The 25,217-nt window shown below is 40.0% G+C and carries 25 protein-coding genes; 18 read left to right on the top strand and 7 right to left on the bottom strand.

The genetic code is table 11. From position 1 onward, the window contains the following. Window positions 1-319 precede the first annotated feature (319 nt). The 5 genes from B3X18_RS08690 (at window position 320) to B3X18_RS08670 (ending at window position 4,292) form a co-directional block, all read left to right on the top strand. Complete coding sequence (locus B3X18_RS08690; protein ID WP_005025482.1) at window positions 320-754, top strand: glycine zipper domain-containing protein; 435 nt, start codon at window positions 320-322, stop codon at window positions 752-754. 186 nt (window positions 755-940) lie between these two features. After that, window positions 941-1,441, top strand: coding sequence for a glycine zipper domain-containing protein (locus tag B3X18_RS08685; RefSeq protein ID WP_005025480.1), 501 nt, complete (start codon window positions 941-943; stop codon window positions 1,439-1,441). Window positions 1,442-1,574: 133 nt separating this feature from the next. Then, on the top strand, window positions 1,575-2,579 hold the full coding sequence (locus tag B3X18_RS08680; RefSeq protein ID WP_005025477.1) for an LLM class flavin-dependent oxidoreductase: 1,005 nt from the start codon (window positions 1,575-1,577) through the stop codon (window positions 2,577-2,579). A 333-nt stretch (window positions 2,580-2,912) separates the two neighbouring features. After that, window positions 2,913-3,710 carry a hypothetical protein gene (locus B3X18_RS08675; RefSeq protein ID WP_005025472.1) on the top strand — a complete coding sequence of 266 codons (798 nt, stop codon included), beginning with the start codon at window positions 2,913-2,915 and terminating at the stop codon, window positions 3,708-3,710. A 21-nt stretch (window positions 3,711-3,731) separates the two neighbouring features. Further along, window positions 3,732-4,292 carry a hypothetical protein gene (locus B3X18_RS08670; protein WP_005025470.1) on the top strand — a complete coding sequence of 187 codons (561 nt, stop codon included), beginning with the start codon at window positions 3,732-3,734 and terminating at the stop codon, window positions 4,290-4,292. 56 nt (window positions 4,293-4,348) lie between these two features. Here B3X18_RS08670 and B3X18_RS08665 read toward each other — a convergent pair whose 3' ends face one another. After that, window positions 4,349-5,110, bottom strand: coding sequence for a hypothetical protein (locus tag B3X18_RS08665; protein WP_005025467.1), 762 nt, complete (start codon window positions 5,108-5,110; stop codon window positions 4,349-4,351). A 92-nt stretch (window positions 5,111-5,202) separates the two neighbouring features. After that, complete coding sequence (gene ppsR / locus B3X18_RS08660) at window positions 5,203-6,039, bottom strand: posphoenolpyruvate synthetase regulatory kinase/phosphorylase PpsR (RefSeq protein WP_005025465.1); 837 nt, start codon at window positions 6,037-6,039, stop codon at window positions 5,203-5,205. 154 nt (window positions 6,040-6,193) lie between these two features. On the opposite strand from ppsR, the gene ppsA reads away from it, so the two are divergent. Next, a complete protein-coding gene (gene ppsA, locus B3X18_RS08655) occupies window positions 6,194-8,572 on the top strand; it encodes a phosphoenolpyruvate synthase (protein WP_034670093.1) in 2,379 nt (792 codons plus the stop codon). A gap of 220 nt (window positions 8,573-8,792) precedes the next feature. Here ppsA and B3X18_RS08650 read toward each other — a convergent pair whose 3' ends face one another. After that, on the bottom strand, window positions 8,793-9,050 hold the full coding sequence (locus tag B3X18_RS08650) for a hypothetical protein (protein ID WP_034670094.1): 258 nt from the start codon (window positions 9,048-9,050) through the stop codon (window positions 8,793-8,795). 462 nt (window positions 9,051-9,512) lie between these two features. Here B3X18_RS08650 and B3X18_RS08645 point away from each other — a divergent pair, with 462 nt between their 5' ends. The 12 genes from B3X18_RS08645 (at window position 9,513) to alr (ending at window position 21,267) form a co-directional block, all read left to right on the top strand. Then, entirely contained in the window at window positions 9,513-10,001 is a 489-nt protein-coding gene (locus B3X18_RS08645; RefSeq protein WP_005025458.1) for a hypothetical protein, read from the top strand. 630 nt (window positions 10,002-10,631) lie between these two features. Continuing rightward, window positions 10,632-11,399: an RDD family protein gene (locus B3X18_RS08640; protein WP_005025456.1), complete on the top strand. Its 768-nt coding sequence runs from the start codon at window positions 10,632-10,634 to the stop codon at window positions 11,397-11,399. A 292-nt stretch (window positions 11,400-11,691) separates the two neighbouring features. Next, window positions 11,692-12,759 (top strand): ubiquinol oxidase subunit II, encoded by a 1,068-nt coding sequence (gene cyoA, locus B3X18_RS08635; protein WP_005025454.1) that lies wholly within the window; start codon window positions 11,692-11,694, stop codon window positions 12,757-12,759. Between the two features lie 3 nt (window positions 12,760-12,762). Continuing rightward, window positions 12,763-14,745, top strand: coding sequence for a cytochrome o ubiquinol oxidase subunit I (cyoB, locus tag B3X18_RS08630; protein WP_005014828.1), 1,983 nt, complete (start codon window positions 12,763-12,765; stop codon window positions 14,743-14,745). Between the two features lie 4 nt (window positions 14,746-14,749). Then, window positions 14,750-15,370, top strand: coding sequence for a cytochrome o ubiquinol oxidase subunit III (gene cyoC / locus B3X18_RS08625; protein ID WP_005014829.1), 621 nt, complete (start codon window positions 14,750-14,752; stop codon window positions 15,368-15,370). Further along, window positions 15,370-15,696, top strand: a complete 327-nt coding sequence (gene cyoD / locus B3X18_RS08620; RefSeq protein ID WP_005014830.1) for a cytochrome o ubiquinol oxidase subunit IV — start codon at window positions 15,370-15,372, stop codon at window positions 15,694-15,696. Before cyoC ends, cyoD begins: the two co-directional genes overlap by 1 nt. Before the next feature lie 10 nt (window positions 15,697-15,706). Next, entirely contained in the window at window positions 15,707-16,585 is an 879-nt protein-coding gene (cyoE, locus tag B3X18_RS08615; protein ID WP_005025450.1) for a heme o synthase, read from the top strand. A 210-nt stretch (window positions 16,586-16,795) separates the two neighbouring features. Next, the gene (rpsF, locus tag B3X18_RS08610) at window positions 16,796-17,182 is read left to right on the top strand and encodes a 30S ribosomal protein S6 (protein ID WP_005014834.1); all 387 of its coding nucleotides are present in this window, start codon (window positions 16,796-16,798) and stop codon (window positions 17,180-17,182) included. 11 nt (window positions 17,183-17,193) lie between these two features. Then, a complete protein-coding gene (gene rpsR, locus B3X18_RS08605) occupies window positions 17,194-17,421 on the top strand; it encodes a 30S ribosomal protein S18 (RefSeq protein ID WP_004928375.1) in 228 nt (75 codons plus the stop codon). 8 nt (window positions 17,422-17,429) lie between these two features. Further along, window positions 17,430-17,876: a 50S ribosomal protein L9 gene (gene rplI, locus B3X18_RS08600; protein ID WP_005014836.1), complete on the top strand. Its 447-nt coding sequence runs from the start codon at window positions 17,430-17,432 to the stop codon at window positions 17,874-17,876. Window positions 17,877-18,066: 190 nt separating this feature from the next. Beyond that, window positions 18,067-19,512, top strand: a complete 1,446-nt coding sequence (dnaB, locus tag B3X18_RS08595; protein WP_005014838.1) for a replicative DNA helicase — start codon at window positions 18,067-18,069, stop codon at window positions 19,510-19,512. A gap of 684 nt (window positions 19,513-20,196) precedes the next feature. Then, complete coding sequence (gene alr, locus B3X18_RS08590) at window positions 20,197-21,267, top strand: alanine racemase (RefSeq protein ID WP_005014839.1); 1,071 nt, start codon at window positions 20,197-20,199, stop codon at window positions 21,265-21,267. Window positions 21,268-21,282: 15 nt separating this feature from the next. Here the strand turns inward: alr and B3X18_RS08585 are convergent, their stop codons facing one another. The 4 genes from B3X18_RS08585 to B3X18_RS08570 form a co-directional block, all read right to left on the bottom strand. After that, window positions 21,283-21,705 (bottom strand): BLUF domain-containing protein, encoded by a 423-nt coding sequence (locus B3X18_RS08585; protein WP_005404197.1) that lies wholly within the window; start codon window positions 21,703-21,705, stop codon window positions 21,283-21,285. A 54-nt stretch (window positions 21,706-21,759) separates the two neighbouring features. Then, on the bottom strand, window positions 21,760-22,494 hold the full coding sequence (locus B3X18_RS08580; protein WP_034688193.1) for a proteasome-type protease: 735 nt from the start codon (window positions 22,492-22,494) through the stop codon (window positions 21,760-21,762). A gap of 306 nt (window positions 22,495-22,800) precedes the next feature. Next, a complete protein-coding gene (locus tag B3X18_RS08575; RefSeq protein WP_005014846.1) occupies window positions 22,801-23,400 on the bottom strand; it encodes an alpha-E domain-containing protein in 600 nt (199 codons plus the stop codon). Between the two features lie 28 nt (window positions 23,401-23,428). Further along, window positions 23,429-25,015 (bottom strand): circularly permuted type 2 ATP-grasp protein, encoded by a 1,587-nt coding sequence (locus B3X18_RS08570; RefSeq protein WP_005025443.1) that lies wholly within the window; start codon window positions 25,013-25,015, stop codon window positions 23,429-23,431. Between the last annotated feature and the right edge of the window lie 202 nt (window positions 25,016-25,217).

Raw genomic sequence — 25,217 nt, 5'->3', positions numbered from 1 at the left:
ATCAAACAGTCTGCCATATCAGAAAATTGCGCATAGTGTACCGATTCTGACTTTTAAAAGACATCATTATTGGCAGGTAACACTTTGCCTCTATAAATTTTTTAGAGATATGGAGGCTAATCTTCAGAATTCATCCATATTTGCTTTAAAAATCTAGTTATTTGCCGTGATTTTAGACGTTTTTAATAGAAAGCATACAAAGCTGAAACCAAACACTATAAATACAGAGACAGCTCTCCATATTTAGTACGAATCGTTTTGTTACATTTCTCACAACGAAAGCATAAGCCTCAAAAGTTCTGAGCACATGGAGAACAAAATGAAATTAAATACAGTTTTATTAAGTGCAGCCTTAGCAACTACATCAATGATGACTGTAAATGCATATGCAGACAACACCACTCGTGTTGCAGCAGCAAGTGCGCTCGGAAGTGTAGCAGGCACAGCATTAGGTAGAAATATGGGTGGTAACACTGGTGCAATGATTGGTTCGGCACTAGGTGGTGCAGGTGGTGCAGCTGTAGCGAGTAATAAACGTAACCGTACTGAATCTGCGATTGGTGGTGGTGTAGGTGGTGTAGGTGGTTATGCCCTGGGTAAACAGATGGGTGGTTCAACTGGTGGCCTGATCGGTTCCGCACTGGGAGCAGCCGGAGGCGCAGCTTTAGGCAATAAAATCGCTAAAGATAAAGACGATGACCGCCGTTATTATAACTCTCGTCAATGGAATAAAAAATACCGTCGTCACCGTTAATAATAGCAGTCAAGATTCAAGCACCTTCGGGTGCTTTTTTAATGCATAAGACGGGTATGCACAATTACGGATAAATTAAGGATAAGCAAAATACAATTTCATAACGTTATCTTCATGCTGAGTCAGGTTTGCACTATTAATTTTGATCTATAGAAATCAGATTCAGATATATTTACAGGTGTACTCATGAACTATAAAATTCTAATGATCGCTGTTGTAGCAACCTCAGCCATGGGTATGACAGCAGGTAATGCAGGTAATGCAACCAATACTGCAATTACATCCGCTTTAGGCGGTGTAGTAGGTGCCGCAATTGGGCAGCACATGGGTGGACAAACAGGAGCAATGATTGGCTCAGCTGTAGGTGGCGGTGCAGGTGCTGCGGTTTCCAGCAATAAGCGCGACCGTAATGGCGCAATTATTGGAGGTGCCCTAGGTGCCGGAGCAGGTTATAGCGTTGGGAAGAATATGGGCGGTACAAATGGTGGTTATATTGGTGCGGCGCTAGGTTCTGCCGGCGGCTCAGTATTAGGCCAGCGTGTAAGTGAAGACCGTCGTTATGATGACCGGGATGAGCGTCGTTATAGCTCAAATCGTTATCGTTACAATGATTACCGCTACAACAACAACCGCTATACTGATAATGGCCGCCATTTAGGTCATTATAAAAATGGTAAACGTTATTAATTAATTTCCCAGTTATCTCTTTAAGCATCTTCGGATGCTTTTTTTATTTTTGTATTTATATCGTTTTTTATCGATATACAAAACCTGTTTAAAGTCGTATGCTTTTCAGTAATTGTCTTAATCTGGAATCATAATGCCTAATCTTGCCAACACTCGATTTTCTATTCTGGAATTGGTTCCTGTCCGTGATGACAAGACCGTTCGCTTCTCCCTCGAACATTCTCTTGAATTAGCCCAACATGCTGAAAAGCTAGGCTATGAGCGTTTATGGTTGGCTGAACATCATAATATGGACGGGATTGCCAGTTCGGCAACTGCTGTTCTGCTCGGATATCTCTTGGCCAATACAGAGCATTTACGCGTCGGTTCAGGTGGAATTATGTTGCCTAACCATGCACCACTGGTCGTTGCTGAACAGTTTGGTACTCTAGCGACCTTATATCCGGATCGGGTTGAATTGGGTCTGGGCCGTGCTCCAGGCACAGATCAGGTAACTATGCGTGCTCTACGTCGTGGTCGGCAGGAAACTGAAGACCAGTTTCCACAGGATGTACAGGAAATCCTGCACTACTTTAAAGAACCTCAACCCGGACAAAGAATTGTAGCAACACCAGGACAGGGAACGCATGTACCTGTGTGGCTATTAGGTTCTAGCCTGTTCAGTGCACAGCTGGCAGCAAGGCTCGGGCTCCCCTACTCTTTTGCTTCTCATTTTGCACCGCGTATGCTTGGTCAGGCCATTCAGCTTTATAGAGAAAATTTTGAACCCTCCGAGTATCTTGAAAAACCTTATGTTTCTATGGGCGTACCGGTCGTCGTTGCACCTACAGATGAAGAAGCAAACTATCTGGCTACCAGTGCCTATCAGCGTGTTCTAGGGCTTATTCGTGGTCAGAGCCTAAAACTTAAACCACCTGTAGAAAGTATGGATGGCTTGTGGACACCAGCTGAACAGCTCTCTGTACGTAACTTTTATGCAATGGGCCAGATTGGCTCCCCTGCTACTGTTAAAGCCGGCTTAGAACAGTTGCTGCATGATTATGAAGTTGATGAGTTTATTTTTACCTGTGATATTTATGACACTCAAAAACGACTTGAAACGTTTAGCTTACTGATGGATCTTAAGCATTCTGCCTAATGAGATTCTATTTAAAGATAAGGCTTGTCCTAAAATGACAAGCCTTTCTTTTATTATCAATAATTTAGCTAAAAAATTATTCAACAATCAATACTTTACTTCATTGACTTTTTTGTCCATCAAGTTTAAGCATTTCTGCCTATTCTTTTAGTGCTACAGCTTCCTACACTATTAAAAAATAGAAAATACAGGAAGACAGCTATGGCAACTATCGATCTGGAAAAAATGCTGCAAAAGGTCAAAAGTACTCAGTGGTGTTTATCCGATATTGACTGGAATGCGCCAGGTCGGGAAAAAATTACCGCAGAATAATGGCCAAAACTAAAAGACTTTATGGCTGATCTGATGTGGATCGAACATGTGGGTGCACGGGCATTTTCAGCCATGTCAAAAAAAGCACCTAATGCAACCCTACGCGAAATGTATGCCATTTTCCATGCTGAAGAACAACGCCATGCGAATGCAGAAATGGCACTGATGAAACGCTGGGGAATGCTTGAGAGCGATATCCCCAAACCCAACAAGAATTTGCGCCTGATTATTGAATGGCTCGATACCTATGCCGATGATATGCCCTTTTATATTCTTGGTGCAGTTATCCCAATGCTTGAAGTCGCTCTGGATGGTGCATTGTGTAAATTTTTACTTGATACGGTAGATGACCCGGTCTGTCATCAGGCATTTGAGCTGATCAATGCGGATGAAGCACGGCATCTAGGTGTAGGTTTCAGTGTCATGGAGCAGCAGGGAATGCATAAAAATCTGATTCAGCTAGGCCAGATGGCAGCTCGCATTGTTGATCCGCGTTTAGTACTGGGTATTTTAGCCTACTTACCCCTGATCAATAAAATGCGCGACAATATTGTTAAACTGGGCTTACCTGAAGATAACCTGTATCAAGCAATGAATAAATTCACTCGAATCGGCGGACGTACACAACAAGGACGACGTAATCCATGGTTCCAAATTATTAACTGGCATGCTAAAAATGTCATTAACCGAGACAGGAAATTTTTTCATATTCCCGTTGATGCAATGGTGAGTATGACTGACAAGCTTCCAGAAAAGGCTTTACCTCGGATTCCTTCTTGGATATATGAATTAACTTCAGAATCAAAAGCTGCATCCTAACAATAAAAATTGAGGCATAAAATGAATACTAAATCCAAAGACCCGCATAAACCGGTTATTTTTCAGAATATTGCCCGGGACTTTGAGAGTTTCCGTGGCCAGCTTATTTCATCAGAGCATATTGACCAGTATGATTTAAGCGATTTGAAAGTTGCAATTATTGGTGCCGATCAGGCTACTGTTAGTAAGCTGGAAAGTATCTGTCAAAAAGCACAGTTTGTTAAAGTTTTCCAGATTACTCCCCATTTTATCTTGCCTAAGACCCAGAGTCATATTCACAAACTGATTTCTCATCCGTTAATTATCAAAAATCGCCGCTTATTTAATAATCGTATTAAAAGTCTGCTGGCTATCCGCCATCTTGAGGCCCAAGTTAAAGAAACGTGGTTAAGACGCCAATTGACACCAAATACAGGTGCAGAAAATAAAAAGTTTTTTAAATCGGATAATTACTACATAGCCCTGCAACGCGATAACTGTAAACTGATCACCTGGCCTGTGGTCAGAATTAATGCCGATTCCATACAGAGTATGGAAGGTGTCGAACATCTAATAGACGTAATTATTACCACTTATGTTTAAAATTAAAATAAATAAAAAAGAGGCAATTAAGGCCTCTTTTTTTACCCAAAAGATTTTTACTGCACCGTACCCTGATAATGGTAAGCCGTTGCGGCCTTAACATAGCGCAAATATTGTGAAGTCAATTTCCCGGATGCCTGAATGACACGGATATCAATATACTTCAGGTCTTTTGATACCCGAATAAATTGCTGCGGTAGCTGTTGGTAATCTTCAAATGCTGGCTGATTTTCAGGGAAATTCGCACGATCATACTCGACGGCAATCTCACTTAACTTTTTAGTTTTTGTCTCAAAGATCTGTACAGGACGAAGTTTTTGCCGAGAAAGTTGCAACGCCTGAATACTATAAGCACCTTCACGACTGCTTCCAATGACGATGTCGCGCACTAAATAGACAGTCATATTTTTAAAGTTTGTTTGATAGACATTCTGAACCAGGCTGGCAGTTGGTACTTGCTGGGTCATAATACGCTTTCCTGAATTGATCTGTACCCAAGTCTCAAATTCACGCATGGTGCCACCCGATGAAATATCAAAACTATAAAATTTTAATTTTTTGTCAGGACTATAATTAATAGACAATTTACCTGCATCAACCAGCTGTTTGAACGAATAATTAAAGCTTGCAGGATTGCTGAGCAACTGTTTTTGTATAGCCTCAGCTATTTGCTGATTATACTGATCTGCATCTATACGGCTATTTATCTCAGTTTGCTGATACTGCTTGAGCAATCCACTTTCAAATTGACTCAGAGTTTGTGCGTAACTTGAAAAAGAAAAGCTCAGTAAACTTGCGAGTAAAATTTTCTTTAACATTGCTGCTCACTTTAATGATTTACATTTTAACAAGCTAAAAGTCTTTATACAAAATAGCAGTATGAGTTCTGTCATACTGCTGTGTAACACATTTATCCAATACGGCGTTTAAGTCCAGTCATCTGTAAAATACGGGTAGAAATTTCTTCAATCGACATTTCTGAGACATTCAGGTATTTAATTCCTTCAGAAATATAAATTCCCTCTACCGCACGTAATTCCATCTGGCACTGGCTAAAACTTGCATAGCGGCTATTGGCCTTACGTTCAGTACGAATGGCAACCAGCCGCTCTGCATCAATCATCAATCCAAATAATTTATGCTTATGTGCTTTAAGTACTGCTGGTAAGCGGTTATCGTCCAGATCCTCTTCAGTCAATGGATAGTTTGCTACCCTGATACCAAACTGGAGCGACAGGTAAATTGAAGTAGGTGTTTTCCCTGAACGGGAAACTCCAATTAAAATAAGATCAGCTTTATCATAATGACGGGTACGTGCTCCATCATCATTATCTAAGGCAAAATGTACTGCATCAATACGCGCTTTATAAGATTCAGAATCTGTTACAGCGTGCGTTTGCCCGACCAAAGTCGTTGGAGGTGTGCCAAGTACATCGGAAAGCTTACTGATAAGGCCCTCAAATACGTCCAGATTTACTGCATTAGCCGTATTGATAATATCACGCACGTTAGGGTCAACCAGCGTATCAAATACCAAAGGCTGCTCGCCTTCTTGATCTGCACGGGTATTAATTTCTTCGACGACTTTGGTTGCAGCTTCTTCAGTAGTGATATAAGGGATGATGTGTATATCAAAATCAACATGAGGAAACTGGGCTAATAAGGAGTGACCTAAGGTTTCAGCGGTGATCGCAGTGCCATCAGAAATAAAAAACACACTCCGCTTAATTTGTTTACCTTCTGTCATTAAAATTCTCCTCAAACATTTGTCTTAGTACTATATAATCTTTATAGTAAACCGATCTTACATGACTGTCGCTTAGTAAAATCAAAAACCTAAGCGCTTTAAGATAATTTCATGCCAAGATAGTGATTAATACAGCAAAAGTGGAGTAACAACTTTGGAAGCGCGCGTAATCGGTCTGGAAAAACTAGGGAAACACGACGTTGAACTCGTGGGTGGGAAAAACTCATCTTTGGGTGAAATGATCAGCCATTTATCCAATGCTGGTGTATCGGTACCTGGTGGTTTTGCTACAACTGCTGCTGCCTATCGTGAATTTCTCGAACAGAGCGGCCTGAACGCTAAGATTCAAGCTGAACTTGCTCAATTAAATGTTGATGATGTTAATGCGCTGGCCGAAACCGGAGCTAAAATTCGTCAATGGATTGTTGACACTCCACTTACTGCAGAATTAGAAAAAGAAGTTCGTGAAGCTTTTGCAGCTCTCTCAAACGGCAACCCTGATATCGCGGTTGCCGTTCGTTCTTCTGCGACTGCTGAAGATTTACCAGATGCATCATTTGCAGGCCAGCAGGAAACCTTCCTGAATATTCGTGGTATTGACAATGTGCTGATTGCTATCAAGGAAGTTTTCGCTTCTCTCTTTAATGATCGCGCCATTGCTTATCGTGTGCACCAAGGTTTTGAACACAGCTTAGTTGCGCTCTCTGCTGGTATTCAACGTATGGTTCGCTCAGAGACAGGTGCTGCAGGTGTAATGTTTACACTTGATACCGAATCTGGTTTCCGTGATGTTGTATTTATCACTGCTTCTTATGGATTAGGCGAAATGGTTGTTCAGGGTGCAGTAAACCCTGATGAATTTTATCTGTCTAAACCTTTATTGACAGGCGGCAAGCATGCAGTCTTACGTCGTAACCTTGGCTCCAAGCACCAGAAAATGATTTATGGTGATGAAGGTTCTGCTGGTAAGTCAGTGGTTGTGGTTGATGTTGAAAAACAGGAACGCCAGCAGTTTGCACTGAATGATCATGAATTACATGAACTGGCTAAACAGGCCCTTATCATTGAAGAGCATTATGGCTCACCAATGGATATTGAATGGGCAAAAGATGGCGATGATGGCCAGCTTTATATTGTTCAGGCACGTCCTGAAACCGTAAAAAGTCGTCAAGATGTGGGCACAATGGAACGTTATCTGCTAAAACAGCGTGGTAGCGTGATCTGTGAAGGCCGCTCTATTGGCCAGCGTATCGGTTCAGGTAAAGTTCGTATTGTAACTTCCATAAAAGAAATGGACAAAGTGCAAGAAGGCGATGTTCTGGTATCAGATATGACCGATCCTGACTGGGAACCAGTCATGAAACGTGCTGCTGCCATTATTACCAACCGTGGTGGGCGTACCTGTCACGCAGCAATTATTGCACGTGAACTTGGTGTTCCTGCCATTGTAGGTTGCGGTAATGCGACTGAAGTACTGGCAGATGGTCAGGAAGTTACCGTCTCATGTGCTGAAGGTGATACTGGCTTCATCTATGAAGGTGCACTCGACTTTGAAGTCCAGCGTAACTCAATCGAATCTATGCCGAAGCTTCCATTCAAGATTATGATGAATGTGGGTAACCCAGACCGTGCCTTTGATTTTGCACAAATGCCAAATGAGGGAATTGGTCTTGCTCGCCTAGAGTTTATCATTAACCGCATGATTGGTGTGCACCCTAAAGCCCTGCTTAATATCGACAGCCTGCCACGTGAAACCCGCGCAGCAGTTATGGCACGCACAGCAGGCTATTCTTCTCCAGTTGAATTCTATATAGAAAAACTGGTCGAAGGAATTGCAACACTTGCAGCTGCATTTGCAGACAAGCCTGTTATTGTCCGTATGTCCGACTTCAAGTCAAATGAATATGCCAACCTGATTGGTGGCAAATTATATGAACCGGAAGAAGAAAACCCGATGCTGGGCTTCCGTGGTGCAAGCCGCTATGTTTCTGACAACTTCCGTGACTGTTTTGAGCTGGAATGCCGTGCACTTAAAAAAGCACGTAATGAAATGGGTCTGACTAACATCCAGATCATGATTCCATTCGTACGCACTGTTACTGAAGCAAAACGTGTTATTGAACTACTAGCTCAGAATGGACTTAAACGTGGCGAGAATGGCCTTAAAGTAATCATGATGTGTGAATTACCAACCAATGCACTTTTGGCTGAGCAGTTCCTTGAACATTTTGATGGCTTCTCTATCGGTTCTAATGATTTAACACAGCTTACTCTTGGTCTAGACCGTGACTCTGGTATTGTTTCCCACCTGTTTGATGAACGTGACCCAGCAGTTAAAGCCCTATTGTCTATGGCTATTCATGCTTGTCGTAAAGCAGGCAAATATGTAGGGATTTGTGGTCAGGGCCCTTCCGACCATCCAGATCTGGCGAAATGGTTAATGGAACAGGGTATCGAGTCGGTTTCACTTAATCCGGACTCTGTTTTGGATACCTGGTTCTTTCTTGCTGAAGAAAAAATTAAACAGTCTTAATTAAATATATGTAATAAAAAAGGCCCAACAGGGCCTTTTTTATTACAATTAACACCAGTTTAAGCAGTCTTATTAAAAGTAAATAAATAATTTAGATAGGTAGAAATTGCTTACTTTTTCTGGACGCAACTTTATAGAGACAGACAATCAAACTGTGATGATATTTTAAAATTACTTTAATGAAAGTTATGAATTTCTACAATTATTTATAATTTTTAATCTAATAGCTTAACGTCACAAGAAGCCCGATGATGATGAAAAAAGCCCAGATTAAAATGATCATTTTCTTTTGGAACTTTACTACTTCATTCTCTTCAGCTTTAAGTTCGTCCTCGAATTTTTTAGATTTTTCATACAGTTCATTGAGCGAAAAACCTTCTTGGCTACCCGGCAGGATGTTCAAATTAGTCTTAGTTACGCCCTTATAAGACTCTGTCAGGTAAAGGCTTAGTGACTGTTCTGTATGAATTCTTTCCATAATTTTCACTATATTAAAAGTTTAGATCAAATAAAAATGACTACTTAATCATGTTCTTTCTTTAAAAATTAAAATTTAAACCCACTCATTCAACTTTCAAAAAAAATACCCATACATTGAGTATGGGCAATAAACTTAAAAGTTCTTTAACTGTGACGAAGTTTACATTTACACCTCTAAAACAACAAGTAATTTATATAACAACTCATCACAAAAGCTCACATTTTAACCAAAAATTTTATTTATATCCGGAAAATAGTCATTCTTACAAGATTCAATAGGATACTAGAAAGTTAATTTTCAATCTAATTTACATCAAGATTTCTAGTTTGGCTTCTTCCCTTTAAAAATAGAAAACTTTGATTAACTGTAATGTAATAATATTTCAAAATATTACATTCGTGTTATTTATGAGATAATTGTGTTATTTATACTGCCGTCTTAAGTTATCTTATGTTCTAAATGCTTTACGATTATTCTCTTTCTGATACGTCTTATTTACATTCTACGCCTCAGCCACAGGTTATTGTAGAGTCTTCTACTCCCCACTCAGGTCCATTCGGTGGTGTCCGAGGTATGGTTTCAGATTATTTTGACCTTGATACTTTCACCAATAAATTAAAGAGTATTACTCGTCAATCCAGTACCAGTAAATGCGCTAAAAGTATTCGAGTTGCATTGCAATCTGCTGGTGCCAAAATACAGTCTCATCCTGTTGCAGCTTCAGACTGGGGAAATACTTTGCTTTCTCTGGGTTATCGTGAAATTAAACCCTCTTTTGACCATCCTAAAGAAGGTGATATTTATATAATTCATCGTACCCAAAAACATCAATATGGTCATATAGCTGGCTATAGCGGTAACAGTTGGGTTTCTGACTTTAAACAAAAAAGTTATGATGTCTATAAAGATAAAAATGTCAGCTATTCTTATTTCAGACTAGCAAACTAGGCTGCATAATTAATCACAATCAGATTAAATCGGGATTATTAGATAATTATAATCCCGGTTTATTTTGCAATTAGACTTTTTGGTTTCTAAGCTGCCGTTGGTGTTCACATACGGAAATTAAAATATTTTTATCGTTTACTGCCAGAAACACTAGCCTGCCTTGTTATAGACTCCATCCTCTTTAACTTATCCATTTGATAAAATATGGCTTTTTAAAATATTTTGTATAAGCTTTAAGATGTTTAGCTGCACTTATATAAAATACTAATATATTCTTAAAAGTCATTATTCCTGATCCATCAGGCTTAATTTTTTTAGTTATAATCTGTTTTGCCTCACTCTACTTTAAGCTGCTTCCGCTTAGTCAAATTTAAGCTTTCAGCTATCTCATATTTAAGATTTCCAAGTTCCTCCAATGTGGTTTAATATAAAAAGATTACAGCTACTTCACTTTTAAAATCTGCGTATTCCCCTGTTTACAGACAAATTTGACTAGTTATTTAGAGCAATATGTTATAAAGCAGATGAATTAAAGATATTTAATGATGTCTTTAAATATATGCAGAAAAGTTTGAGTGTATATTTTTCTTTTTTGTTTCATTTATTTCAGGTATTCGAGATTCAAAATTTATGCAGATTTATTTGGCTAGAAATAATCAACAGGCAGGCCCGTATACTCTAGAACAAGTCAATCAGATGCTTGCCAGTCAGCAGGTTTTGTTGACTGACTTAGCTTGGCATGAAGGTATGACCGAATGGAAAGCATTAGGTGAACTTACACAGGGAAAACTGAGTTATGAGCCGGCAGGCTACCAGTCTTCTCCAGCCCAGCCTGTTTTTAATAATCCTGTGATCCAGAAAACTCATGTACAAAATAAACCTAAGGTCGCAGAGAAGCAGGCTTCAATCGGCTCAAGAATACTGGCAAAAGTAATTGATCTCATGTTATGGCTACCTATAGCAGCCATACCTTCTTTTTTCCTTACCCCTACCCAGATGTCTGAGCTCACACGCATTCAGACACAAATGCAGTCTGCAGATAGCACAACGAAGGCTATAGACCTTCAAAACCAGTTTCTTGCACTTATTCCAGCTGAAGCATGGCAGGCAATGCTGGTGTATATGTTTATTATGCTTGTGATCCAGGCTGTGTTACTGGCCCGGACAGGCCAAAGTATTGGTAAAAAGTTGGCTAATATCCAGATTGTAGACGCTAATACTTCTGGTAAAGTAAATTTAACCCGTGTTTTTTTATTGAGAAGTGTCCTGGTAATCTTGCTTACACTGACAGTAGTGCCCTTTATTGCAATTATTGATGCTTTATTTGCTTTAGGACAAAAAAGACAAACCTTACATGATATGATCGCCAAAACCAAGGTTATTAAACGTACTAAGTAGTCATTCACAGGGGTAAATGGATTTACCCTTTTAATTTTTCACCACTTTGAAAATATTGATTTTTTAATACGAAAAAACCAATCCCGACCAAAAAAATCAGTTTTCTTTACAGTAATTTAAAGCCACTTTATGTGTAGCTTAGTTTGTTGATATAAGGCATAATGCCCTACAACGTAGCGGTGCCCGGTAAAAAATGATTTCTTCAATCCAGAAGCTGTTGTTTAACTGATGCGGCACTTTAATCGCTATCCCATATTTATTTAGTAATGGGACTCTTCACCGAGGTTGTAAAATGAGACAAACAATTTTAGCTGTATTGTCTTTATCAACGCTTGCCGTACTCCTAACCGGGTGTGGTGGTGATCTAGTACTTCTAAACTCTAAAGGTCCAGTTGCTGCAGGTCAAAGTAACCTGATGATGACAGCAATCTATCTGATGTTGCTTGTGGTGATTCCATCAATCATCATGGCTTTATGGTTTGGTTGGAAATATCACGCGTCAAATAAAGATGCAGACTATAAACCTACATGGGCGCACTCTACTACGATTGAAGTTGTAGTTTGGGGTATCCCTGTTATTATTATTGGTATTCTAGCTTGGTTGACTTGGGTGGGTTCACACAAGTATGACCCATACCGTCCTATAGAATCTGAGCAAGCGCCATTGAACGTGCAAGTGATTGCAGAACAGTTCAAATGGGTGTTCATTTATCCAGAGCAGAATATTGCAACAGTAAATGAATTACGCTTTCCAGTAGATACACCAGTAAGCTTCCGCCTGACGTCTAACTTTACAATGAACTCATTCTTCATTCCGCAGTTAGCAGGTCAGATCTATGCAATGGCGGGAATGCAGACTCATCTGAATGTATTAGCTGAAGAAACTGGTGTATACCGCGGTTTCTCTGCCAACTACTCAGGTTACGGTTTCTCGCAAATGCGTTTCTTGGCATACAGTGTCACTCGACCAGAGTTTGATCAGTGGGTTGCCGCGGTTAAAGCAGGTAATGGTACTTCTGTAAATCCAGAAGCAATTCAAAAAGGTATTCTAGACCAAGCTGAATTTGCAACCTTACGTGATGGTAATCGGGCAAAACATCAAATTGAATCGATTGTTGCACGTGCTGTAACTCCAGAAGAGAAAGCGGAAGCGGCAAAACTTGAAGCTGAGGGTACTTACCCGACTAAGCCACATCCTGTGACTTACTATTCTTCAGTTGAGCCTAAATTGTTCGAATCAGTGATTAACAAATACATGAGCAACTACCACGGTGCAGACCACTCAGCGCAAGCGGGTGCCGAGCATACTGGTGCATCTCATGCAAATGTTGAACATGCGACTGCTTCTGTAGAGGAATAAGACATGTTTGGTAAGCTTGGTTTTGATGCAATTCCGCACGATCCAATCGTGTTGGTTACAGTTGCATTGATGGTACTAGGTGGTCTGGCGCTTGTCGTAGGACTAACCTATTTCAAAAAATGGGGCTACCTGTGGAACGAATGGTTCACATCAGTAGACCATAAAAAAATTGGTATCATGTATATCATCGTGTCTGTTGTCATGCTGCTGCGTGGCTTTGCCGATGCAATCATGATGCGTCTTCAGCAGTTCCTCGCTAGAGGTGGTGGTGAAGGTTATTTGCATCCGGAGCACTACGACCAGATTTTCACCGCGCATGGCGTGATCATGATCTTCTTCGTAGCGATGGGTCTAGTTGTAGGCTTGATGAATATCTCCGTACCTCTACAAATTGGTGCACGAGACGTTGCTTTCCCACTGCTTAACTCTTTAAGCTTCTGGCTCTTCGCGGGCGCAGCTGGCTTGATGATGGCTTCGCTGGCAATTGGTGAATTCGCCGCTACAGGCTGGATGGCTTATCCTCCGCTGTCAGGTATCGAATACTCGCCTGGCGTAGGTGTAGATTACTATATCTGGGCACTCCAGATTTCTGGTTTAGGTACGCTTCTTACTGGTGTTAACTTCTTTGTTACTATTATTAAGATGCGTGCACCTGGCATGAAACTGATGGATATGCCGATCTTTACCTGGACTGCACTATGTACTTCTGTACTGATTATTGCTGCTTTCCCTGTACTGACTGCAACCATTGCAATGCTGTCTCTGGACCGTTACTTCGGTTTCCATTTCTTCACTAATGACATGGGTGGTAGCCCAATGTTATATGTGAACCTGATCTGGACTTGGGGTCACCCAGAAGTATACATCTTGGTACTGCCAGCATTTGGTATTTACTCGGAAGTTGTTGCAACATTCTGCCGCAAAGCACTATTCGGCTATAAATCGATGGTGTATGCAACTGTAGCAATTACCGTACTGTCTTTTGTTGTATGGGTTCACCACTTCTTTACCATGGGTGCAGGTGCCAACGTTAACGCGTTCTTCGGTATCATGACCATGATTATTGCGATCCCGACTGGTGTGAAAATCTTCTCTTGGTTGTTCACCATGTACAAGGGCCGCATTACCTATACAACGCCAATGCTATGGACTCTAGGCTTCCTGGTTACCTTTGGTATTGGTGGTATGACAGGTGTACTGATGGCGGTTCCACCAGCAGACTTCTTGGTTCACAACTCACTATTCCTGATTGCTCACTTCCATAACGTAATTATTGGTGGTGTTGTATTTGCAATGTTCGCAGGTATCATTTATTACTGGCCAAAAATGTTTGGCTGGAAACTTAATGAAACTTGGGGTAAAGCTGCATTCTGGTTCTGGTTCTTTGGTTTCTACTTTGCGTTCATGCCACTTTATATCCTAGGTTTCATGGGTATGACTCGTCGTCTGAACACATATGACAATCCAGACTGGGATCCGTATGTAACTATTGCAATGTTCGGTGCTGTCATGATTGCTATCGGTATCGCTTGCTTCCTGATGCAAATTATCGTTGGTTTCTTACAGCGTAATGACAATCTGGACCTGACTGGCGACCCTTGGGATGCCCGCACACTTGAATGGTCTACATCTTCTCCTGCCCCATTTTATAACTTTGCTCACCTGCCAGAAGGTAACGGTATTGACCGTTTCTGGACAGACAAAGAGAATGGTGTGGCATATGCTCGTCCAACGAGTTATGAAGATGTCCATATGCCAACTAACCGTGCTGCCGGCTTTGTAATTGCAATGTTTATTACAGTTATGGGCTTTGCATTGATCTGGCATATCTGGTGGTTAGTATTCATTACCTTCGCTGCTGCTATTATTAGCTTCATCGTGAGTTCATTTACTAAGAAAGTGGACTACTATGTACCTGCAGCTGAAGTTAAGCGTATCGAAGATGAACGTTATGCTTTACTTGAAAAACACTTGAAGAAGGACTAAGGATATGGCTGAAGTACTTCATCACGACAACCATGGACATGATGAACATCATCATCACGATGATACTGATATCACTGTCTTTGGTTTCTGGACCTACTTGATGAGTGACTTGATTTTATTCGGTACACTCTTCATCGCGTTCGCTGTATTAAGCAGTCATGTTCCACCGGGTACTCCAAGTGCAGGAGATCTGTTTGGCGATTCTCTTGGTTTTGTTTTAACTGAAACCTTCGCCCTTCTGATCTCTTCAGTAACCTTTGGTTTTGCTGTACTTGCTTCATACAAGAAAAATGTGGGTCAGGTTATTGCCTGGCTTGCAGTTACATGGCTTTTTGGTGCGTCGTTCATCGGTATGGAACTATATGAATTCAATCATCTAGTTCATGAAGGTTACGGCCCAACCACCAGTGCTTTCCTTTCCTCGTTCTTTACGCTGGTCGGTACGCACGGTATCCACGTAACTTCAGGTCTGGTATGGATGATCATTTTGATGATTCAAATCAAGAAAAATGGTTTGACTCTTCCAAATATGCGTCGTCTGGCTTGCCTAAGCTTGTTCTGGCACTTCCTTGACATCGTTTGGATCTGTGTATTCAGCGTAGTTTACTTAATGGGAGTTCTCTAATGAGTCACGATCATAACTCTGCTGGTGCAGCGCACGGTAATTTCAAGCAATACACGATCGGCTTTATCCTATCCGTAATTCTGACCATCATCCCATTCGGGATGGTGATGAGTGGTGGATTTGAACGTGGCTTACTGGTTACTGTAATTGCCATTACTGCTGCTGCACAGGTGCTTGTTCAGCTGGTATTCTTCTTACATATGAATGCCTCTTCAGAACAGCGCTGGAACGTAATTGCTTTTATCTATACTGTCTTATGTATTGCAATTTTACTTGTAGGCTCGGTATGGATTATGAATTACCTTCACTTCAACATGATGATCTAAACTGGTCGTCATGCTGAAAAAGTATCTATTCCTGACCAAACCAGGAATTCTCTTCGGTAATTTCATTACCACCTTGGGCGGCTTTTTATTAGCCGCCCAAGGCTCTGTAGATTTCCTTTTGCTTTTTTTAACCCTTATCGGTACAACGCTTGTTGTTGCCTCAGGTTGTGTCGTCAATAATATCATTGACCAAGACATCGACCAGAAAATGCAACGCACTCAAAATCGTGCTCTTGTAAAAAAAACTGTTTCTGTACCTGTTGCCATGTTATATGCACTGGTTTTGGGAGTAATCGGTTTTAGCATACTATGGTTTTGGGTGAACACTTATGCCTTTGCATTTGCTGTGGTTGGTTTCGTGGTGTATGTAGGCTTCTATAGTCTCTGGACCAAACGTACCAGTATCCATCAGACACTGATTGGCAGTATCTCTGGAGCAAGTCCTCCGGTAATTGGTTATACAGCAGTAACCAATGAATTTGACTTGGCCGCCCTACTCATCTTCGCGGGTTATGCATTCTGGCAAATGCCTCATTCCTGGGGAATTGCAATCTACCGTTTTGATGATTATAAAAATGCAGGTATTCCTATTTTACCTGTAGCACGTTCTATTCTACGCACCAAGATTGAATCCCTGATTTATATCGTCCTATTCAGTATTGCCATGAATGCCCTATTCATCTATGGCTATACCAACTGGCTGTATTTGGTTATCTTAAACCTTCTGTGCATTTACTGGTTTTACATTGGTCTGATTGGCCTGAAGGCTGAAAATGACCAGCTCTGGGCAAAGCGTTTCTTCTTATTTTCAGTTACTCTGATTACGATTGTCAGCCTGAGCTTCAGTTTTACTTCAGTGTCCTCTGCTCCTCATTTCCCTATCTTTTAGTCAATACAGAGTGGTTGTCTGTAAGCCACTCTCGTAGATGATATGTACTTGGTTTCCCACTTTCTGGCGCTATTCTTGAAAAGCATTTGTCTTTGGTTTGGTTTTTCCCTATAATTGCCGCTTCGCAATTTATGCGGCTCGACTAGAAATCGAGACTCCTTGCTTCTGATACCATAATTCAGGGGCTGTTTAAACCGTAAGGAGCTGACAATGCGTCACTACGAAATCGTACTTCTGGTACACCCAGACCAAAGCGATCAAGTTGTGGGTATGGTAGAACGTTACCTGACTCACATCAAAGAAGCTGATGGTCAAATTCACCGTTTAGAAGATTGGGGCCGCCGCCAACTGGCTTACCCGATTAACAAGATTCACAAAGCGCACTACATTTTAATGAATGTTGAATGTGGTCAAACGACTCTTGATGAATTAGAAGAATTATTCCGTTATAACGACGCAATTATTCGTAATGTTATCATCCGTCGTGAAAACGCAATCACTGAAGAGTCTTTATTGGCTAAAAGTGCTGAAGAAAAACGTGCGCGTAAAGCTCAACGTGAAGAAGCACAACACAATCAAGATTCTGTTGAAGCTTAAGGAGAACATCAATGGCACGTTTTTACCGTCGTCGCAAGTTCTGCCGCTTTACAGCTGAGAACGTTGCGTACATCGACTACAAAGATATCGATACTTTAAAACAGTACATCACTGAAAACGGCAAGATTGTTCCTAGCCGTATCACTGGTACTAAGGCTCGTTATCAACGTCAATTAGCGCTTGCTATTAAACAAGCTCGTTATTTGGCTTTGATCCCTTACACTGACAACCATAAGTGAGGTGATCTGTGGACGTTATCTTATTACAACGCATTAAAAACCTAGGTAAGCTAGGCGATAAAGTTTCTGTAAAAGCAGGTTATGGCCGTAACTTCCTTATCCCTCAGGGTAAAGCTGTTGCTGCAACTGAAGCTAACACTTCTGCTTTTGAAGCTCGTCGTGCTGAACTTGAGAAACAAGAAGCTGATATTTTAGCTGCTGCTCAAGCACGCGCTGACCAACTGAATGAAGTTAATATTGTAATTACTGCGAAAGCTGGTGATGAAGGTAAACTGTTCGGTTCTATTGGTACTCGTGATATCGCTGATGCACTGACTAATGCTGGTCTTGAAGTTGACCGTGCTGAAGTTCGCCTTCCAAACGGCGCACTTCGCAACACTGGTGAATTCAACATCGCTATTCAGTTGCACCATGACGTAACTGCTGAAGTTCTGGTTACTATCGTATCCGAGTAATTCTCTGCAGTAAAAAGAGCATGCTTTGGCATGCTTTTTTTATTCTTAAATTTTTTATTGATTCTACAGTTTTATTTTTTTAATTGAATTTTCGATTTGAGCGTTTTTTTCTGCTGTTTTGCATTAAGATAAGTAACCTGAATTGAAAGTCATCTCTTCATTTTTTGTTTTATAAAAATCAGGACTTTATATGTCACAGGCAAGTGCCAAGGCCATCCTTAATCCCACACTACTAGAAAATAAAGCCACTGAAACAGCTCAGCTTAAAGAATTTCGTACGCCTCCGCATAATTTAGCGATTGAACAGGCTGTACTTGCGGCGCTGATGACTGTTGCTGAATCTTTTGAACAGGTTGGTGATGTTTTAAAAGAAAATGATTTTTATGCTACTCGCCATAAATATATTTTTAGGGCTATTGAAAAGCTTGCTCAGGAAAATTCGCCTTATGATGCAGTACTGGTCAATGACTGGCTGCTAAAACAAAATCTGATTGATGCTGTAGGCGGTGAAGAGTATTTAATGCAATTAATGGCAGATTCGCCATCTAGTTTTTATAACCTAGAAACTTACGCTGCTAAAATCAAAGAATTTGCGACTCTACGCAACATGATTAAAATCAGCACTGAAATTCTGCAAAATGCCTATGACACTAAAGGTCGCAGTGTCAGTGAGATTCTGGATCTAGCAGAAACCAATATATTTTCTATTGCCGAGCAGCATAACAACAATAAAAAAGACTCTGGACCTAAGTCGATTAGTACGGTTACGGCTGAAGTAATTACCAAGCTTGATGAACTTTCTAAACTTGAAGGAAGCCTGACAGGTTTATCTACCGGGTTCATTGAGCTTGATAATAAGACTTACGGCATGCAGTCTGGTGACCTGATTATTGTTGCAGCTCGTCCTTCAATGGGTAAAACTACTTTTGCCATGAATCTGGTCGAAAGTGTCTTGTTTAACTGTAATTTGCCTGCACTGGTTTTTTCTATGGAAATGCCCGCAGACTCAATTGCTATGCGTCTGATTTCATCATACGGCAAGGTGCATCAGGGTCATTTACGTTCGGGTAAGCTCGATGGGGATGAATGGTCTAAAGTCACCGGTACTATTTTACAGTTACAAGAAAAGCATTTGTATATAGATGACTCCTCTGCCCTGCCTCCAACGGAATTACGGGCACGAGCACGCCGAATTGCTAAACAGCATGGTGGTAAACTTGGCTGTATCATGGTCGATTATTTACAACTGATGAAAGTTCCAGGCATGGGAGATAACCGTGTCGGCGAGATTTCCGAAATTTCGCGAAGCTTAAAAGCTTTAGCTAAAGAAATGCAGTGCCCGGTTATTGCCCTGTCACAGCTTAACCGTTCTTTGGAAAACCGACCTAATAAACGTCCGGTAATGTCAGACTTACGCGAATCCGGTGCAATTGAACAAGATGCCGATTTGATTATGTTTATTTATCGCGATGAAGTATATAACAAAGAATCCAAAGAAGCGGGCACGGCTGAAATTATTATTGGCAAGCAACGTAACGGTCCAATTGGCAGTGTACGTCTAGCTTTTGAAGGCCAATATACCCGTTTTAGTAATCTTTCTCCTGAATATTATAATCAGTTTGATGATGAGGAATAGATACTTAAAAATCCTTAATTTCTGTATAAGTTAAGGATTCAGCTTCACTTGTTATGCTAAACCCTAGTCCTAGTGCAGCTTTCAATTTTTGTGCAATTTTAATGAGTTTAGGCATTTTCTGTTTGATAAACCTATTTAATTCTTCTTATAAATTCACAACCTATTCAAATATTTGCTGAGCTTATTATAATTAACTGTAAAATTTTTTAGACGCTGCTCTATAGGCTACTATTTACTTATACTCACCTAGCCAATCTTTCTGACTTAAAATCATTATCAGGCTTACCACAATCAGCTTTTACTTTAACTCAGCATTTAATCATTTCCCCTACTGTGCACATAATAGATTAACCTGTTATTTTATAAAATAAATCCATACTCACTATAAACTAATATCTTTATTACACATTATATTATGACTATAAGCTGATGTGAGTAGATTTTTACCCAAGTAATCTCTTAATATTATGTAAATTAGCACTAAATAAGTAACACTTCTGTGATTAGCCTTTAATAAATTAATTAGTATTTATGTCTATTTTTAAATGATAGGAATACAATAATAACCAATACGATCAGCTATTGATTATCTTTAAACAGATGTCTTTAAGTATATCTATAACTCACTAATACAGCACTCACTGTATTAGCTCAGCATTTGTAATCCCTCAAGGAGTAACCAGGGTGCGTCAAGCAACAGTTTATATTGACAGTCAGGCTCTGCAATATAATTTAAACCGTGTTAAACAACTTGCCCCAACTGCTAAAATCGTTAGTATGGTTAAAGCCAATGCTTACGGACATGGAATCAAAGACTGTCTTGCAGCCTTAAATTCAACGGATAACTTTGGTGTTGCTTGTCTAGAAGAGGCGCTGGAAATACGTAAATTAGGTTATCAGCAACCAATTACCTTAATTGAAGGGATATTTTCTGAAGAGGAAATGGATAGCGTTATTCAGTACGGTCTTGAATGCGTTATACATCAATCAGCACAACTAGATTGGTTAAAAGCCCGTAAAGAAGAGTATATTACAAAAAATCTGAAAGTCTGGGTAAAACTGAATAGTGGTATGAACCGCTTAGGTTTTAAAGTTCCTGAGATTATCGAGATTATTAACTCCTTAAAGGCTGAAGGCTTTAGCTGTGTGCTAGCCATGCATTTTGCAAATGCTGATGCTGATCATCCCCTGAATGAACAACAAAAAACTCAATTCTTGCAGGTTAAAGAGGCTTGTGATCCTGTACTTGCCTCCTGTTGTAATTCTGCTGCGATTTTCAAATGGCCAGAGCTAAATTTTGATTATGTGCGTCCCGGTATTATGCTTTATGGTGCTTCACCTTTTGCTGATAAGTCTGCTCATGAGCTTGACTTGAAGCCGGTGATGACATTTGATGCAGCAATCATTGCATTAAATCATATCCAAACAGGTGAGGCGGTAGGTTATGGCTCTACTTTTGTGGCCTCTCAAGATATGCAAATTGCTATCGTATCTATTGGTTATGGTGACGGTTATCCACGTGCTTTTATAAAACCAAATTATGTCATGATTAACAATAAGCCAGCGCCAGTCATCGGAAGAGTTTCTATGGACATGATTGCGGTGGATGTAAGCGGTTTGACTGTGACTTTAGGCACACAGGTAGAGCTCTGGGGCAAACAGCGTCTGGTCGATGAAGTAGCCGAAGCTAATGGGACTATTGGCTATGAACTGCTTTGCCGGCTAAGTAACAGACCAAAGCGCATACTTAAGTAAACTAAAAACCCAAGCTCAGGCTTGGGTTTCTTGTCTTGCTTTAGTCAATATATGCAGAAAATCATTTAAATTCTGCTGGTTAAGTTTAGTCGGACTAAAATGTAAATGGCCGAGTTTTTGAAAAAACTCGCTTACTTCACTATTACGACGTACAAATTTCATTGCCCATCCATCAAAATTCTGCTCGCTGATTGGATGTACACCAAACTCTATAATTTCCTGATGGCGCTGATCTTCTTTAATTCTTTCAAACAGATCAAGCACCTGCTCACGCTCGCCTTCCAAGCACTGGAAAAAGTACTGATCTGCATAGAAAAGCACACCGTTAATACTATTAAGAGCATTAAATGATTGGGCTTCTGAAAGAATTTCTCTTAAATCCATAAGTAAATAATCAGAAGGCGAAGTGGTCTTGCTGGCATAACATAACTGTATCACTTTGTAGTCTTTATATTTATGAATTGAAATATATTATGCCACTATTTTTAAATTTTATAACCAGTAGTCATCTGTCGGTTTAGGTAAGTTTTGTAAACCTCGGCGTAAAGCATCTGACCATTGCTTGCTGATATGTTCGAAATACGGATCTTCACTATAAATACGTTTACCTAATGGTATATGTAAGCTGTCTTTACGGTAAACGAGTGAGTCTAGTGGCATTCCCACAGAGACATTTGAACGTAAGGTAGAATCAAAAGAAATCAGACTGCAACGAAATGCTTCATCCAGCGGCATATCATAAGATAATGCGCGGTCCAGAATTGGTTTACCATATTTACTTTCCCCTATCTGAAAGTAAGGAGTATCGCTTGTAGCGCAAATGAAATTTCCCTGAGGATAAATATGGTAAAGCTGCATTGCCGAACCTTTAATCTGTCCACCGACCAGTAGATTACAATAGTAGTTGCTCTCTTCATCAAGGTCAGTAGTCACATCTGCAATTACCCGTTTTAAGGTGTGTCCTATTAGCTCTGCCACTTCGAACATAGTATTGACACTATAAAGATGGGGTTTCTGGTCCAGAGCCAGATGATTTTTTAAGTGACCAATCACTGCTTGAGTAGTAGCCAGATTTCCAGAAGTCTGTATCACAATGAAACGTTCACCTTCTACACCGAAGCTGAATAATTTTTTGAATACAGAAATATGATCTACTCCTGCATTGGTTCGCGTGTCACTTATAAACACCAGCCCATCTTTTAATCGAAGTCCACAACAATAGGTCATTTCAAAAAATCCTTTCTGCTTTCAACATGAAATAGCTGATTATGAAAACAATGATTTGATCGTTATCCATTACAGTTAAGCTGATATATTTTTGCCTGTATCATTTAATACACGACACCTTTACTGTATAAAAGCTTCTTCCAAAACGATAGCATTTATTGATTAAAAAAACCTATTGTCATGTATAGCTCTCTATTTGAATTGTATAGTGAAACATTCAATACATTAAATAAAGTAACCAAATCGGACATTCTTATTTTTTTCAGATAGATTTTCTCAGACTAATTAATTGACCTCTTTAATTTATTAACTCAATTCAAACATATATTGCAATTGGTCATTGAATGCATAAAAAGCAATCAGTGTCGGATGTTCTTTTAATTCTTGCCAAGCCAGCTCTACCGCTTCCCAGCCCAAACTATGTAGCATCATTACGATGGTATCAAGATCATTAAGAGTACCTTGAATACTCTGCTTGAAACGCAGTTGTGTATCAAGGATTTCAATTTTTTGTCCTAACATAAAGAATAGGAATACATCCTGTTCTTCAGATTCAAAAATTTCGGTACAGTCTGTCACAACATCACATAAATAACTGGCATTTGAACTTGCCTGACGAATCAGCTGATTTAATTCAGCATATGCCTTGGCACTCAACAAGCCTCTTAATTCCTGAATATTATCTTTAGCAGTTTTAAATTGCTGGCTAAATGAATAGGGTTGTTCAGGGTCAAAAACCAATTCATTAAGTGAACAAGCATCATAGGCAGGTAAACAAAAAGCATGAGCAAACTCAACGGCTTCTTGATCATTTTTAAATGGTACACGACCACATAGATATTGAGTTCGTGCCAGATAGCGACCTAACCAGTAAATATTATAAGCATTCGAACTTAACAGTATCATTTAACTTTTCCTCTATCGATTCGATTGTTCAGGAGTGCAATGTGTCTACCACCCAAGTATCTTTAATACCTCCACCCTGTGAGGAATTTACTACTAAAGACCCTTTTTGCATTGCTACTCGAGTTAGCCCACCCGGTACAATTTCAGTACGTTGCGGTGAACTAAGAATAAATGGCCGAAGATCAATATGACGTTCCGCAAGCCCTTCTTCCACCAAGGTTGGTGAAACAGAAAGATCTAAAGTAGGCTGGGCAATATATAAATGAGGCTGTATACGGACTTTCTCTCGAAACTCCCTAAGTTCCTTGGCTGAAGCTTGGGGACCTATCAGCATTCCATACCCGCCTGAACCTTGAGCTTCCTTAATAACCAGTTTTGACATATTATCCATGACATATTCAAAATCCTGTAAATAACGGCACTGATAGGTAGGCACATTATTTAATATAGCTTTTTCACCCAAATAGTATTCAATCATTTGAGTAACGTATGGGTAGACAGATTTATCATCTGCTACTCCTGTACCTGGAGCATTAGCCAGTACAACGTTTTGGCTTAAATATGCAGACATCAGGCCCGACACCCCCAAAGCGCTGTCAGGACGGAACGTCGTCGGATCCAGAAAGGCATCATCAAGCCGCCGGTAGATCACATCAATTCTCTTACGACCCCGAATAGTTTTCATATAGACTTTATTATTTTCAACATATAGATCCCTGTTTGTAACCAGCGGTACACCCATCTCTCGCGCCAGAAATGCATGTTCATAGTAGGCGCTATTGAAACGGCCAGGTGTCATAATCACAATTTGCGGATTATCTACATCAGCGCTTTCTTCTAAAATGCTTTTAAGTAAAAGTGGATAGTGACTGATCTCATAAAGCTGTTTACTGCGACATAGATCAGGCATCAGTTTTTTACTGATTTTTCGGCTTTCCAGCATATAGGATACGCCCGAAGGTGTACGCAGATTATCTTCAAGCACAAAAAAGCTTCCACTGCTATCACGTACGATATCAATACCGCTGACCTGCGAATAGACTTGGCCTTTTAAGGAGCAGTTCATCATCTGTGGTAAGAAAGCTTCATGCTGCAAGATCTGCTCTGCAGGTATCAAACCCTCTTTTAAAATATGCTGATGATGGTAAATATCATCTAAAAATAAATTAAGAGCCTTTGCACGCTGTACACAGCCTTGAGCAATTTTATCCCATTGCTGTCTGGCAATAACCCGAGGAATCAAATCAAAAGGAATTGTCCGTTCTGTCCCTTCTGCATCTCCATAAACGGTAAAGGTAATTCCCTCGTAGAGAAAATATTCTTTTGCCTGTTGTTGTAGACTTAGAAGTTCAGGCAGACTGCGCATGCATAACCATTCTTCAATTTTTTTAGATGCTTCACCGCTAATATTTTGGTCATCCAGCATTTCATTAAAAAATTTTGATTTGAGCTGGTCAAATAAATAAGCTGTTGGAGGCATGTTATGACTACATTGTTGTTTGAATTTGTCTTCGCTATTAGCTACTACAATCTTTTTATTTTTATTAAAATGTTCGATACATGTGTCGTTATAACTTTCGATCATTAAACTCGTTTCACATTCATCTTTTAACATTGGATGATCCCTTTAAGTTATATCTAGCAAATTGGATGCCAGTTTTTGTCATCTTGGAGCTTATTTATTGCTGAAACCTTGTTATTTCTCAATGGTATTAATGCAGCAACTTGTTTCGAGATATGTGTACGTATTTTTTCTGTTAAGCTATTGCTAATACTTGCAACTTTTTTTATTGTGATACTGCCAAGTATTCTTTAAT

Source organism: Acinetobacter sp. UBA6571, assembly GCF_002434085.1.
In the GTDB taxonomy this organism is placed as follows: domain Bacteria; phylum Pseudomonadota; class Gammaproteobacteria; order Pseudomonadales; family Moraxellaceae; genus Acinetobacter; species Acinetobacter radioresistens.
This window is presented reverse-complemented; position numbering and strand designations above follow the sequence as displayed.